Here is a 12,848-nt window from a genome sequence, read left to right as displayed (position 1 = left end):
GGGGGTGCGTCATCGGCGGCCCGCTACTCGACGGTGACCGACTTGGCGAGGTTGCGCGGCTGGTCGACGTCCAGGCCCTTGGCCGCGGCGAGCTCCATCCCGAAGACGTGCAACGGCACGACGGCGAGCAACGACTCGAAGAGCGGCGCGGCGAGCGGGATGTGCAGCACCTCGTCGGCGAAGGGCAGCACCGCGGCGTCGCCCTCCTCGGCGATCGCGATGACGCGGGCACCTCGGGCGCGGATCTCCTGGATGTTCGAGACGACCTTCGGGTGCAGCGAGCGCGGGTCGCGGGGCGACGGCACGATCACGAAGACGATCTGGCCGGGCTCGATCAGCGCGATCGGGCCGTGCTTCAGCTCGCCGGCGGCGAAGCCCTCGGCGTGGATGTACGCGAGCTCCTTGAGCTTGAGTGCGCCCTCGAGGGCGATCGGGTAGCCCACGTGGCGGCCGAGGAACAGCACCGACCGCGTGTCGGCCATCCAGCCCGCCAGGGTGCGGATGCGCTCGGACGACTCGAGCACGCGCTCGATCTTCTCCGGGATGGCCTGGAGGTCGGTGACCTGCGCGGCGATCTCGTCGGTGCTGAGCGTGCCGCGCAGCTTCGCGAGGTGCAGCCCGAGCAGGAACAGGGCCGTGCCCTGGGCGACGAACGCCTTGGTCGACGCGACGGCGACCTCGGGGCCGGCGTGCGTGTAGATGACCGCGTCGGACTCGCGCGGGATGGTCGAGCCCTGCGTGTTGCAGATCGACAGGACCTGCGCGCCCTGCTCACGGGCGTACTTGACGGCCATGAGCGTGTCCATGGTCTCGCCGGACTGGCTGATCGAGACGACCAGCGTCTTCCCGTCGAGCACGGGGTCGCGGTAGCGGAACTCGTGGGCGAGCTCGACCTCGACGGGCACGCGGGCCCACTGCTCGATGGCGTACTTGCCGAGGATGCCGGCGTAGGCGGCGGTGCCGCAGGCGATGACGATGACGCGGTCCACCGTCGCGAGCCGGTCGGCGACGCCGTCGAGCTCGCGGAGGGAGACGACGCCGCCCGACACGCGGCCGAGCAGGGTCTTCGCGACGGCCTCGGGCTCCTCGCTGATCTCCTTCGCCATGAAGCTGGACCAGCCGCCCTTGTCGGCGGCCGAGGCGTCCCAGTCGATCTCGAACTCGCTCGTCTCGACGGGTGCGCCGTCGAAGTCGACGACCTCGACCGAGTCGGGGCGGATGGTGACCAGCTGGTCCTGGCCGATCGACATGGCGCGACGGGTGTGCGCGACGAACGCCGCGACGTCGCTGCCGAGGAAGTTCTCGCCGTCGCCGAGCCCGATCACGAGCGGCGAGTTGCGGCGGGCCCCGACGACGACGCCCGGCTGGTCCGCGTGCACGACGAGCAGGGTGAAGGCGCCGTCGAGGGTGGCGACGACGGTGCGCAGGGCCTCGGCCAGGTCGCCGGTGGCGCGGTAGGCGCGGGCCACGAGGTGCGCCGCGACCTCGGAGTCGGTCTCGCTGAGGAACTCGACGCCCTCGGCGAGCAGCTCGGCCTTGAGCTCGGAGAAGTTCTCGATGATGCCGTTGTGGATGAGCGCCAGCTTGCCGTCGTCGGCGAGGTGCGGGTGCGCGTTCTCGTCGGTCGGGCCGCCGTGCGTCGCCCAGCGGGTGTGGCCGATGCCGGTCTGGCCGTCGCGCAGGGGGTCGGCCTCGAGGTCGTCGACCAGCACCTGGAGCTTGCCGGCCTTCTTGCGGCTGTCGAGCGCGCCGTCCGCGCCGATCACCGCGACCCCGGCCGAGTCGTAGCCGCGGTACTCGAGCCGCTTCAGGCCGCCCAGCAGCACCTCGACGCTCTTCTCACCGGCTCCGGCAGAGCCCACGTATCCCACGATTCCACACATGCAGACGATCCTAGGGCGTCGGCACTGGTCGGTCGGCGAGGCCCCCGGGCGTGGCCCGGCGAGGCGTCGCGAGACGACCCGACGAGCCCCCACGAGACGGCACGGTCGGCCCCGGTGCACGCCCGCGTGCGCCGAGCGGCTGACCGGGTAGCCTCGGGCCCATGGCCGACGCGAGCTCCCCGACGACCCACGCGACGCCGTTCGTCGAGATCCACCGCGACGCCTGGGCCGACCTCGCCCCGGCGACGCGCCTCCCGCTGACCGAGACGGAGATCGTGCAGCTCCGCGGCCTCGGCGACCGGCTGGACATGCGCGAGGTGCAGGACGTCTACGTGCCGCTCAGCCGCCTCCTCAACCTCTACGCCGCCGGCGCACGCAACCTGCACCGGGCCACCAGCGACTTCCTGGGCGAGCGGGCGCAGCGCACCCCGTTCGTGATCGGCGTCGCGGGCTCGGTGGCCGTCGGCAAGTCGACCGTCGCGCGCCTCCTGCGCGAGCTCCTGAGCCGCTGGGACGACACGCCCCGCGTCGAGCTCGTCACCACCGACGGGTTCCTCTACCCGAACGCCGAGCTCGAGCGCCGCGGCATCATGGACCGCAAGGGGTTCCCCGAGTCGTACGACCGCCGGCACCTGCTTCGCTTCGTCTCGCAGGTCAAGAGCGGTGCAGAAGAGGTGCGGGCGCCCTTCTACTCGCACACGAGCTACGACATCATGCCGGGGGCCGAGGTGGTCGTGCGGCGGCCCGACATCCTGATCGTCGAGGGCCTCAACGTGCTGCAGCCCCCCGTCGCGGGGCGGCTCGCGCTGAGCGACCTCTTCGACTTCACCGTCTACGTCGACGCCCGCACGAGCGACATCGAGAGCTGGTTCGTCGACCGGTTCCTCGCGCTGCAGAAGAGCGCCTTCACGCAGGAGCGCTCGTTCTTCCACCGGTTCGCCGACATGGACGAGGCCGAGGCCAGGGCCTTCGCCTCGACCGTGTGGCGCTCGGTGAACGAGCCCAACCTGATCGAGAACGTCCTCCCGACGCGGTCGCGCGCCACGCTCGTGCTCCGCAAGGCCGCCGACCACAAGGTCAGCTCGGTCCTGCTCCGCAAGATCTAGGCCCGAGGAGGCGCGGGCCGGCAACCTGGCCCGCCGCCGGTCGTCACACCGGCAGGAACGACACCACGGTCAGCAACGCGACGAAGGCCACGACGGCGCCGATCGCGACCGCGTTGAGGCGCTCGTGCTCGACCATGATGGCCACGTACTCGCGGAGGAAGGCGCTCGGCACGTAGTACGCGGCCGTCGGCGAGCCGACCACCTGGGCGTCGCTGCCGACCGCCCTGGCGAGCAGGGCGGCACGGAGCACGTGGTAGTCGTTGGTGACGACGAGCGTGCTGCCCCCGCGACCTGCCGCGTGCTGCACCTCGCGCGAGAGCACGAGGTTCTCGCGGGTGCTGGTGGACGCGGTCTCGGGGTGCACGTCGGCCGGGTCGGCTCCCTGGGCCAGCAGGTACTCGGCCATGGCCTCGCCCTCCGGCCGCGGCTCGTCGGAGCCCTGCCCGCCGGACGGCACCAGGATCGGTCGCGCCGTGCCGACCGGCACCGACCGGTAGATCGCGAGGGCCTTGTCGAGCCGGCTGCGCAGCAGCGGGGGCACCTCGCCGCGGATGAGCCCGGAGCCGAGCACGACCAGCGCGTCGGGACGGTCCGTGTGGCGGTACCGGCTGTAGACGAGCGAGTAGAGCCCGAAGGCCGCGAAGGTGGCGGCGGCGTAGAGGCAGGCCAGGAAGACGAGGACGCCGAGCGACACGAGCACCGTGACGAGGCCCGACGGCAGCGCCGTCCTCGCGGGGAGGAAGACGAGCAGCACGGCGGCGGTCGGCAGGGCGACCAGTGCCAGCCCGGCCAGCAGCGACAGCAGGTTGCCGAGGCTGCGCCCCTCGAGGCGCAGCATCGTGACCCCGTTGGCCACCAGGAACACGGCCAGGACGAGGATCAGGACGCCCGCGAGCCCGAAGCCGAGGAAGACGACCAGCTGGAGCAGCGCGCTGGCGGCCGCCAGCTCGAGCACCCCTGCGAGCAACAGCGAACCGAGCGCCCCGACGAGGAAGACCCCGTTGCGCAGCCGCCGGGCGTCGCGGCGCCGGCTCACGACGTAGAGGATCCCGAAGACGGCGGCCGGCACGAGGAACGTCATGCGCCCATCGTGCCCGACCAGCGGTGGCGCGGCACGATGCGCGTGCCGTCCGAGCGGTCGCTAGAGGGCGAGCCGCTCGCGGACGACGTCGGCGAGCGCGTGCGCGACGCGGTCGGCGGTCTCCTGGTCGGCGGCCTCGACCATGACCCGGACGACGGGCTCCGTGCCCGACGGGCGGAGCAGCACGCGACCCGAGTCGCCGAGCTCGCGCTCGAAGGCGGCGACGGCCTCGGCGACGCCCTCGTCGCCCGCCAGGCGCTCGCGGTCGACGCCCTTCACGTTGATCAGGATCTGGGGGAAGACCGTCATGACCTGGGCCAGCTCGGCGAGGGTCTTGCCGGTCTCGGCCATGCGCGCCACGAGCGAGAGGCCCGTGAGGATGCCGTCGCCGGTCGTCGCGTAGTCGCTGAAGACGATGTGGCCGGACTGCTCGCCGCCGAGCGTGAAGCCGTGCTCGTTCATGTCCTCGAGCACGTAGCGGTCGCCGACGCGCGTCTGGCGGACGGTGATGCCGTGGTCGCCCATGGCCCGGATGAGCCCGAGGTTGCTCATGACCGTGGCGACGAGCGTGTCCTTCGCCAGCTTGCCGTGTTCCTTCTGGGCGACGGCGATGATCGCCATGATCTGGTCGCCGTCGACGACCGCGCCGGTGGCGTCGACCGCGAGGCACCGGTCGGAGTCGCCGTCGTGGGCGATGCCGACGTCGGCGCCGTGCTCGAGCACGGCGGCGGCCAGGTTGTCGAGGTGGGTCGAGCCCACGCCGTCGTTGATGTTCATGCCGTCGGGGTCGGCCCCGATCAGGGTGATCCTGGCGCCGGCGTCGGTGAAGACCTCGGGCGACACGGCCGACGCCGCGCCGTGGGCGCAGTCGAGCACGACGTGGATGCCGTCGAGCCGGTTCGGCAGGGCGCCGAGGAGATGGAGGACGTACCTGTCCTCGGCGTCGGCGAACCGGCGGATGCGACCGACGTCGCCGCCGACCGGCATCAGCTGCGGCTCGCTCATGGCGGCCTCGATGCGGTCCTCGACCTCGTCGGGCAGCTTCGTGCCGCCGAACGCGAAGAACTTGATCCCGTTGTCGGGCGCGGGGTTGTGCGAGGCGCTGATCATCACGCCGAAGTCGGCGCCGATGTCGTCGACGAGGAACGCCGCCGCGGGGGTCGGGATGACCCCTGCGTCGAGCACGTCGACGCCGGAGCTGGCCAGGCCCGCCGAGACGGCGGCGGTGATGAACTCCCCCGAGATGCGGGGGTCACGAGCGACGACGGCCACCGGCCGTCGGCCCTCGGCACGACGCGCCTCGGCGTGGTGTCCCTTGGTGAGCACCACCGCGCTCGCCTGGGCGAGGCCCAGGGCGAGCGCGGCGGTCAGCTCACGGTTGGCAAGTCCCCGAACGCCGTCGGTACCGAAGAGTCGCGACATCGCGGACCTGCCCCTCGTGGTTCTTAGCGCTTCGAGAACTGCGAGGCCTTGCGGGCCTTCTTGAGACCGGCCTTCTTGCGCTCGATGACGCGGGCGTCGCGGGTGAGGAAGCCGGCCTTCTTGAGCGTGGCGCGGTTGTTCTCGCGGTCGATCTCGTTCAGCGTGCGGGCGATGGCGAGACGCAGGGCGCCCGCCTGGCCCGAGGGGCCGCCGCCGGTGACCTTGACGGTGACGTCGTAGGCGCCGAGCAGGTCGAGCACCTTGAACGGGTCGTTGATCAGCTGCTGGTGCAGCTTGTTCGGGAAGTACTCCTCGAGGGTGCGTCCGTTGACCACGAAGGTGCCGGTGCCGGGCACGAGGCGCGCACGGGCGATGGCCTCCTTGCGGCGGCCGACGGCCGAGCCGGAGACGTTCAGGACGGCGCGGGGCGTCGCCTGGGCCTCGGGAGCCGAGCTCTCGGTGGTGAAGCTCTCGGGAGCCTGGTCGATGGAATCTGCGATCTGAGCCACTGTGTGGGGGTCCTTAAGTCTGAAGGCGGACGCTACTGGGCGACCTGGTCGAGGGTGTAAACCGTGGGCTGCTGAGCAGCGTGGGGGTGCTCGGCACCCGCGTACACCTTCAGCTTCTTGATCTGGGCACGGCCCAGCGAGTTCTTCGGCAGCATGCCGCGGATGGCCTTCTCGACGGCACGCGTCGGGTGCTTCTCGACCATCTCGGAGTAGGTCGTCGCCGTCAGGCCGCCCGGGTAGCCCGAGTGGCGGTAGTAGAGCTTCTCGGCCAGCTTGGAGCCGGTGAGGGCCACCTTGTCGGCGTTGATGACGATGACGAAGTCGCCCATGTCCATGTGGGGGGCGAAGGTCGCCTTGTGCTTGCCGCGCAGCAGGGCTGCCACGTGCGAGGCCAGACGGCCGAGGACGACGTCGTTCGCGTCGATGATCAGCCACTGCGGCTGGACGTCAGCCGGCTTGGGGGAGAAAGTGCGCGTCACAGTAGTGCTGCTTCCTGGTCGAGGTGAGGTGTCCGTGAATCCCGCTCCGTTGCCGTTGTCGCGACGATGTCGCGAGAACGAGTCAGGTGGAGGGCTCAACTTCGGGCGCCGCGCGCAGTTGCGCAGGCACCAAGGGTCGACGATACCCGACACGCCCGGAGGCGTCAAACGGTCGCGCCCGGCCGACCCGGCCGGCGGACCGCTCCCTCGTCAGGAGGCACCGAGCGAGGAGAGCGCGTCGCCGTCGAGCCGGAAGGTGGTCCACTCGTCCATCGACGAGGCGCCGAGCGACCGGTAGAAGCCGATCGAGGGCTCGTTCCAGTCGAGGACCGCCCACTCGACCCTGGCCAGCCCCCTGGCCACCGCCTCCTGCGCCAGCCTCGCCAGCAGGGCCCGGCCGTGGCCGGCGCCCCGGTGCTGCGGCGCGACGTACAGGTCCTCGAGGTGGATGCCGTGGACGCCCTCCCAGGTCGAGAAGGTGAGGAACCAGATCGCGAGGCCCGCCAGCTCGCCCGGCTCGTCGCCGTCTACCACGAAGGCGAAGACGGCGGGCGCCTCGCCGAAGAGCGCGCGCTCGAGGTCGGCCTCGGTCGTCTTGACGGCGTCCGGCTCCTCCTCGTAGACCGCGAGCTCGACGATCAGGCGCAGCAGCTCGGGGACGTCGGACGGGGCAGCGGGGCGGGGAGCGCTCATCCGTCGAGGCTAGCGGCCGACCTCTTCACCTGCGTGAGCACGACGCGCGCCGCGACCTCGTCGTCGGGCGGGTAGCCCACCTCGACCATGGTCAGGCCCGTCGCCGGGACCACGCGGAACTCGCCGTTGCGCGCGGCCTCGCGGCGCACGCCGACGGCCCGGTGCTCGGGCATCGCGCCCTCCCCCACCGCGACGCAGGCGCCGACGAGGTTGCGCACGAGGTTGTGGCAGAAGGCGTCGGCCTGCACGGTCGCGACGAGCACGCCGTCGGCGTCGCGCCTCCAGGTGAAGTGCTGGAGCTCGCGGATGGTGGTCGCGTAGTCGCGGTGCCGGCAGTAGGCGGCCCAGTCGTGCAGCCCCACGAGGCCCGCGGCCGTCGCGCTCATCAGGTCGAGGTCGAGCAGGTGGTCGTACCAGAGCGTGTGGCTGCGCCTCGTCGGGTCGCGCTCGGCCCCGCGGTCGGCGATGCGGTACTCGTAGCGCCGCCAGAGCGCGCCGAAGCGCGCGTGGAAGCCAGGAGGCGCGAGTCGCGCCCCGGAGACGACGATCTCGTCCGAGGAGCCGGCCAGCCCGTTCAGGCGCCGGGCCAGGACGGTCGGGGCGTCGAGCGGCGACCGGTCGACCATGCCGCGGTGCGGCCGCTGCAGCTGGGCGATCTGCTCGTCCGTCAGGTCGAGGTGCACCACCTGGCCGCGCGCGTGGACGCCGGCGTCGGTGCGGCCGGCGACCGTGACGGTCGGGACATGCTCGTGACGGCCGAAGAGCGTGCGGAGCGCCGCCTCCATCTCGCCCTGGACCGTGCGCCGGCCGGGCTGCTCGCTCCAGCCCGAGAACGCGGTGCCGTCGTAGGCCACGGTCAGCCGCACCCGGGTCAGGCCCGCCTGCACGAAGGCCGGGTCGTCGAGGGCCGGGGCGTTCGTCACAGGGTCGATCCTACGGGGACCGGGGCGCGCCTCCTCGTCGCCCTCCCCCGCGGACGACGACGACCGCGGCACGGTCTCCCGTGTCGCGGCCGTCGATCGGCGAGGGGCGTCAGGCCCCCGAGGAGGTGCGGCGCCGGCGGACGAGGAGGGTCCCGCCCGCGGTCAGCAGCCCGAGCGCCAGCGCGACCCACGCCGCGACGGAGTCCGAGCCGGTGAAGGCGAGCCCGTCGGCGGTCGTCGAGCCCTGGCCCGCGGGGACGGTGCCGCCGGGGGCTGCGGGCGCCGCCGGGTCGGCCGGCGGGCCGGGCTGGGCAGGCGCGTCGGGGTCGATCGGCTGCGTCGGGTCGGTCGGCTCGATCACGTCGGCGAGCAGGTCGACGCCCACGACGACGGGGTCGTGGTCGCTCGACCGGAACTGGTCGGGCTGCCAGAGCGGCCTCACGTTGTTGTTGAAGCGGCTGTACTCCAGGCCGATGCCCTCGCCCGAGTTGATGTTCCAGATGTCCACGCCCGTGACGACCTCAGCCGCTGCCGGCGAGGCGAGCACGTGGTCGAGCGAGCCGCTGAGCCCGCTGAACACGTAGCTGTACTCGTCCGTCTCCGTCGAGCCGAGGTCGACGTAGCCGGCGGCCCTGAGCACCTCGATCGGGTCCTCCATGCTGTAGGCGTTGAAGTCGCCCAGCAGGAACACCTTGTCGGTGCCGGCCGCGGCCTCACGCTCGGCGGCGAAGGCGACCAGGGCGTTCGCCTGGTTGATGCGCGAGCCGTTCGACCCGCCCTGGCCGTCCCCTGCGTCGGCGTCCGGACCGGTGCCGCCGCTCTTCGACTTGAAGTGGTTCGCGATCGCGACGAAGGTCGACCCGGCGTCGCCGCCGACGGGGCGGAACGCCTGCGACAGGGGCTGCCGGGCGTTGCTGAACGCTGCGGAGCCCACCAGGATGGTCGACTCGCCGACCGGCTCGACGACGGCCTTCTTGTAGATGAAGGCCAGACGGATGACGTCGGGGTTCGCCGGCTGGACCGCGGGCGAGCGCGGGTAGTCCCAGACGGCTCCGCCGGCAGCGTCGTTCAGGGCTGCCACCAGGATGCGGAGGGCCTCGTCGCGGTCCTTGCCGAAGCGGGCCGAGTTCTCGATCTCCTCGAGCGAGACCACGTCGGCGCCGAGGGCGTTGATCGCCGTGACGATCTTGACCTGCTGGCGTGCCAGGCTCTCGGCGTTCGCGGCGCCGCGGGCGTCGCAGCCGCTGTTCACCGTCAGCGGAGCACCCGCACGGTCGCGGTAGAACGTGCAGCCCGGGATCGAGTCGCCCGTCGTGGTGAAGTAGTTCAACACGTTGAAGCTGGCCAGCTTCACGTCGCCCCCCACCTCGAGCGGGGCATCCGTCCGGATGTCCTCGAAGGTGACCGGGAGGTCGGCGTACGGGGTCTCGCCCGTCACCGTGGTGGTGGGCTGGTACTTCCACACGCCGTTCCGGTACTCGAGGACGACGGGCTTCGTGAACGCGACCGCTGCGCCCACCGTCACCGGGTCCTCGTTCGAGAGGTACGACACGGGCGCCGACTGGTTCGTGAAGAAGGCCGTCGACTGCCCGTCGTCGAGCGTGACGGCGCGCGCGGCGTTGTCGGCCGCGACGGCCGCGGCCTCGGCGCTGCCCGGCAGGGCGACCTCGGTCGGCTGGATCAGCGGACGGTCGCCGACGGCCAGCTTCACCTCACCGTACTGGTTCGTCGTGTACGTGTCGGTGACCGTGAACCCGCCCTGGGGCAGCACGAGCATGCTCTCGAGCGACTCGCGCTGCGCGTCGGTCGCGGGGAAGCCGAGGGTCGCCGGCAGCGGGGCGACGGCGGGCTCGTCGAGCACCGTCAGCGAGGTGGCGCCGGTGACGACCACCTGCGTCAGGCCGTTGAACTCCGTGACGCCGCCCACGACCTCGACGTGGTCGCCCAGCTCGACCGAGCCGACGGTCGACGCCGAGTAGACGAAGACGGCGTCGGAAGCGAGGTGCGTGCCGAGGTCGAGCGCGCCGCCGGTGCCCGGCGTCTGGATGACGTAGCCGTTGAGCCCGCCGGTCGGGTAGGTCGCGGTGACGACGCCGCGTGTGGTCACGGTGAGGCCGGCCCACGGGCTGACGTCGGTCGTGCCCTGCAGCTCGGCGATCGTGACGTCGGCCTCGCTGACCGGGTCGGGGACGGGCACCGGGTCGGTGGGCGTCGTGCCGCCTCCCCCGGAGTTCTGCGGCGTGACCTGCGACTGCTGCGTGAAGTCGGCCGAGTTGACGTCGGTGTCGGCGAAGTCGGTGCGCACGTAGGAGGTGGGGGTCCCGTTGCCGGAGCCGAGCTCGGCCGCGCTCGTCTCGAACACCGACGCCAGGCCCCAGCCGAGGGCGTCGACGACCCCGGGCGTGGTGGACGACACGGAGCCGGCGGGCAGCGTCAGCGGCGTGGCCGCGTTCGACAGGACCAGCACGCCGCTCGCGCCGGCCGGGTTGAGGGTCGTGACCGCGTCGGGCGTCGGCAGCGCGGCACCGGTGGAGCCGTTCGAGGACATCTGCACGAGGTAGTGGCCACCGGGAGCGATCGCGCCCGAGAGGTCCGCCGCGGTGAAGGCGCCGGTGCCGGTCGCGGAGCGGTACTGGAGGGACCAGCCCGCCAGCGACACGGAGGCGGTGGTCGGGTTGTACAGCTCGGCGAACTTGTTCGTGTACGGGGCGTTCGCGCTGCCGCCCTTGGCGTACACCTCCGCGATGACGACGCCGGCGTCGCCGGGAGCCGCGGAGGCGGCGGCGGCGGGGACGAGAGGACCGAGCAGGACGGCGAGACCGGCCACCAGGGCGACCGCCCTCGGGGTGGTGTGTCGGGGTCGGGGTGACATGAGTTCCTTCGGCAGGGAGAACGGGACCCTGTGACCCTAGGCGCGCCGCCGGCCCGGCTGGTTTCCGTCACGTGTCGCCTAGGTGAACGACACCTGTTCGGGGGACGTCGCCTGTCGGCACGACGCCCCACCAGCGGGGCGGCCTGGGGCCGAGAACGACGGAGGGCCCGTCACCTCGCGGTGACGGGCCCCCTGCCGGTGGTGCTCGTGACTACTTGTCGTCCGACTTCACGTCGTCCGACTTCGCGGCGGCGTCGGTCTCGACCTCGTCGGCGGCAGCCGTCTCGGTCTCGGCCTCGACGGGCTCGCTCTGCTCGACCGTCTCGGTCTCGTCGACGGGGGCCTCGGCGGGCTCCTCGACGGGCGCGGCGGCCGGCGTGGCCTTCGAGCTCGACGACGACTTGACCTTGGGGGTGACGGGCTCGAGCACGAGCTCGATCGACACCATCGAGGCGTTGTCGCCCTTGCGGAAGCCGAGCTTCGTGATGCGGGTGTAGCCGCCCTCACGGTTCTCGACGAGCGGCGCGATCTCGGTGAAGAGGATGTGCGCGGCGTCCTTGTTGTTGCGCAGCGTCTGCATCGCACGACGACGCGACGCGAGGTCGCCCCGCTTCGCGAAGGTGACGAGGCGCTCGGCGACGGGACGGAGGCGCTTGGCCTTCGTCTCGGTCGTCTTGATGCTCTTGTGCTCGAAGAGCGATGCGGCGAGGTTCGCGAGCATCAGACGCTCGTGAGCCGGTCCGCCTCCGAGGCGGGGACCCTTGGTGGGCTTGGGCATGATCGTTGGTTCCTAGCTGTCGAAGATGGAGGGCGTCGGGAGACGAGACCTAGTTGGTCTCTTCCTCGTCGTAGCCGCTGTAGAAGTGGGCTCCGTCGAACCCGGGGACCGTGTCCTTGAGCGAGAGACCCAGCTCGACGAGCTTGTCCTTCACCTCGTCGACCGACTTCTGACCGAAGTTGCGGATGTTCATGAGCTGCGTCTCCGAGAGGGCGACGAGCTCGGACACCGTGTTGATGCCCTCGCGCTTCAGGCAGTTGTAGCTGCGCACCGACAGGTCGAGGTCCTCGATCGGCGTCTGCAGCTCGCTGGAGAGGACGGCGTCGACCGGCGCGGGGCCGATCTCGATGCCCTCGGCGGCGGTGTTGAGCTCGCGTGCCAGGCCGAACAGCTCGGTCAGCGTGCGACCGGCCGACGCGATGGCGTCGCGCGGCGTGATCGCGGGCTTCGTCTCGACGTCGACGACGAGGCGGTCGAAGTCGGTGCGCTCACCGGCACGAGTCGCCTCGACGCGGTAGGTGACCTTGAGGACGGGCGAGTAGATCGAGTCGATCGGGATCTGACCGGCCTCGCTGAACTCGGCGCGGTTCTGCACGGCCGAGACGTAGCCGCGGCCACGCTCGATCGTCAGCTCGAGCTCGAACTTCGCCTTGTCGTTGAGCGTGGCGATGACGAGCTCGGGGTTGTGGATCTCGACGCCGGCCGGAGCCGAGATGTCGGCGGCCGTGACCTGGCCCGCGCCCTGCTTGCGCAGGTAGGCCGTGATGGGCTCGTCGTGCTCGCTCGAGACGACGAGCTGCTTGATGTTGAGGATGACCTCGGTCACGTCCTCCTTCACGCCGGGGACGGTCGTGAACTCGTGCAGCACGCCGTCGATCCGGATGCTGGTGACGGCCGCGCCGGGGATCGACGACAGGAGCGTGCGACGCAGCGAGTTGCCGAGGGTGTAGCCGAAGCCGGGCTCGAGGGGCTCGATCGCGAAACGCGAGCGGAACTCCGAGATGTTCTCCTCGGTGAGGGTGGGGCGCTGTGCAATGAGCACTGTGGGTTCCTTTCGGCGGAGAGTCCGCTATATGACTCTCGGCGGTACGACAGGGTGGCT

At 71.6% G+C, this 12,848-nt stretch carries 11 protein-coding genes; 1 reads left to right on the top strand and 10 read right to left on the bottom strand.

Annotation, left to right across the window (positions count from 1 at the left end):
• Positions 1 to 23 precede the first annotated feature (23 nt).
• Positions 24 to 1,883 (bottom strand): glutamine--fructose-6-phosphate transaminase (isomerizing), encoded by a 1,860-nt coding sequence (glmS, locus tag IFT90_RS01955; RefSeq protein ID WP_192040739.1) that lies wholly within the window; start codon positions 1,881 to 1,883, stop codon positions 24 to 26.
• A 161-nt stretch (positions 1,884 to 2,044) separates the two neighbouring features.
• Here glmS and coaA point away from each other — a divergent pair, with 161 nt between their 5' ends.
• Positions 2,045 to 2,989: a type I pantothenate kinase gene (gene coaA / locus IFT90_RS01950; protein ID WP_123547713.1), complete on the top strand. Its 945-nt coding sequence runs from the start codon at positions 2,045 to 2,047 to the stop codon at positions 2,987 to 2,989.
• A gap of 43 nt (positions 2,990 to 3,032) precedes the next feature.
• Here the strand turns inward: coaA and IFT90_RS01945 are convergent, their stop codons facing one another.
• From IFT90_RS01945 to IFT90_RS01905, 9 genes are all read right to left on the bottom strand, one after another.
• Complete coding sequence (locus IFT90_RS01945; protein ID WP_192040738.1) at positions 3,033 to 4,070, bottom strand: YdcF family protein; 1,038 nt, start codon at positions 4,068 to 4,070, stop codon at positions 3,033 to 3,035.
• Between the two features lie 60 nt (positions 4,071 to 4,130).
• Positions 4,131 to 5,492 (bottom strand): phosphoglucosamine mutase, encoded by a 1,362-nt coding sequence (glmM, locus tag IFT90_RS01940; protein ID WP_192040737.1) that lies wholly within the window; start codon positions 5,490 to 5,492, stop codon positions 4,131 to 4,133.
• 23 nt (positions 5,493 to 5,515) lie between these two features.
• Positions 5,516 to 6,001, bottom strand: coding sequence for a 30S ribosomal protein S9 (rpsI, locus tag IFT90_RS01935; protein WP_123547710.1), 486 nt, complete (start codon positions 5,999 to 6,001; stop codon positions 5,516 to 5,518).
• Positions 6,002 to 6,033: 32 nt separating this feature from the next.
• Entirely contained in the window at positions 6,034 to 6,480 is a 447-nt protein-coding gene (gene rplM, locus IFT90_RS01930; protein WP_146902850.1) for a 50S ribosomal protein L13, read from the bottom strand.
• A 210-nt stretch (positions 6,481 to 6,690) separates the two neighbouring features.
• Positions 6,691 to 7,173, bottom strand: coding sequence for a GNAT family N-acetyltransferase (locus IFT90_RS01925; protein WP_192040736.1), 483 nt, complete (start codon positions 7,171 to 7,173; stop codon positions 6,691 to 6,693).
• The gene (locus IFT90_RS01920) at positions 7,170 to 8,096 is read right to left on the bottom strand and encodes a tRNA pseudouridine(38-40) synthase TruA (protein WP_371741016.1); all 927 of its coding nucleotides are present in this window, start codon (positions 8,094 to 8,096) and stop codon (positions 7,170 to 7,172) included. Before IFT90_RS01920 ends, IFT90_RS01925 begins: the two co-directional genes overlap by 4 nt.
• A gap of 109 nt (positions 8,097 to 8,205) precedes the next feature.
• Positions 8,206 to 10,968: an ExeM/NucH family extracellular endonuclease gene (locus IFT90_RS01915; protein ID WP_192040735.1), complete on the bottom strand. Its 2,763-nt coding sequence runs from the start codon at positions 10,966 to 10,968 to the stop codon at positions 8,206 to 8,208.
• Positions 10,969 to 11,179: 211 nt separating this feature from the next.
• Positions 11,180 to 11,746, bottom strand: coding sequence for a 50S ribosomal protein L17 (gene rplQ, locus IFT90_RS01910; protein ID WP_192040734.1), 567 nt, complete (start codon positions 11,744 to 11,746; stop codon positions 11,180 to 11,182).
• A 49-nt stretch (positions 11,747 to 11,795) separates the two neighbouring features.
• Positions 11,796 to 12,788: a DNA-directed RNA polymerase subunit alpha gene (locus tag IFT90_RS01905; RefSeq protein ID WP_123547705.1), complete on the bottom strand. Its 993-nt coding sequence runs from the start codon at positions 12,786 to 12,788 to the stop codon at positions 11,796 to 11,798.
• Between the last annotated feature and the right edge of the window lie 60 nt (positions 12,789 to 12,848).

The sequence above is a fragment of the Frigoribacterium sp. CFBP 8766 genome, assembly GCF_014841435.1.
Classification (GTDB): Bacteria; Actinomycetota; Actinomycetes; order Actinomycetales; family Microbacteriaceae; genus Frigoribacterium.
This window is presented reverse-complemented; position numbering and strand designations above follow the sequence as displayed.

Coding starts and splice junctions, on each gene's coding strand:
- glmS (WP_192040739.1), bottom strand. CDS start 1,883: ATGTGTGGAATCGTGGGATACGTGGGCTCTGCCGGAGCCGGTGAGAAG.
- coaA (WP_123547713.1), top strand. CDS start 2,045: ATGGCCGACGCGAGCTCCCCGACGACCCACGCGACGCCGTTCGTCGAG.
- IFT90_RS01945 (WP_192040738.1), bottom strand. CDS start 4,070: ATGACGTTCCTCGTGCCGGCCGCCGTCTTCGGGATCCTCTACGTCGTG.
- glmM (WP_192040737.1), bottom strand. CDS start 5,492: ATGTCGCGACTCTTCGGTACCGACGGCGTTCGGGGACTTGCCAACCGT.
- IFT90_RS01925 (WP_192040736.1), bottom strand. CDS start 7,173: ATGAGCGCTCCCCGCCCCGCTGCCCCGTCCGACGTCCCCGAGCTGCTG.
- IFT90_RS01915 (WP_192040735.1), bottom strand. CDS start 10,968: ATGTCACCCCGACCCCGACACACCACCCCGAGGGCGGTCGCCCTGGTG.
- rplQ (WP_192040734.1), bottom strand. CDS start 11,746: ATGCCCAAGCCCACCAAGGGTCCCCGCCTCGGAGGCGGACCGGCTCAC.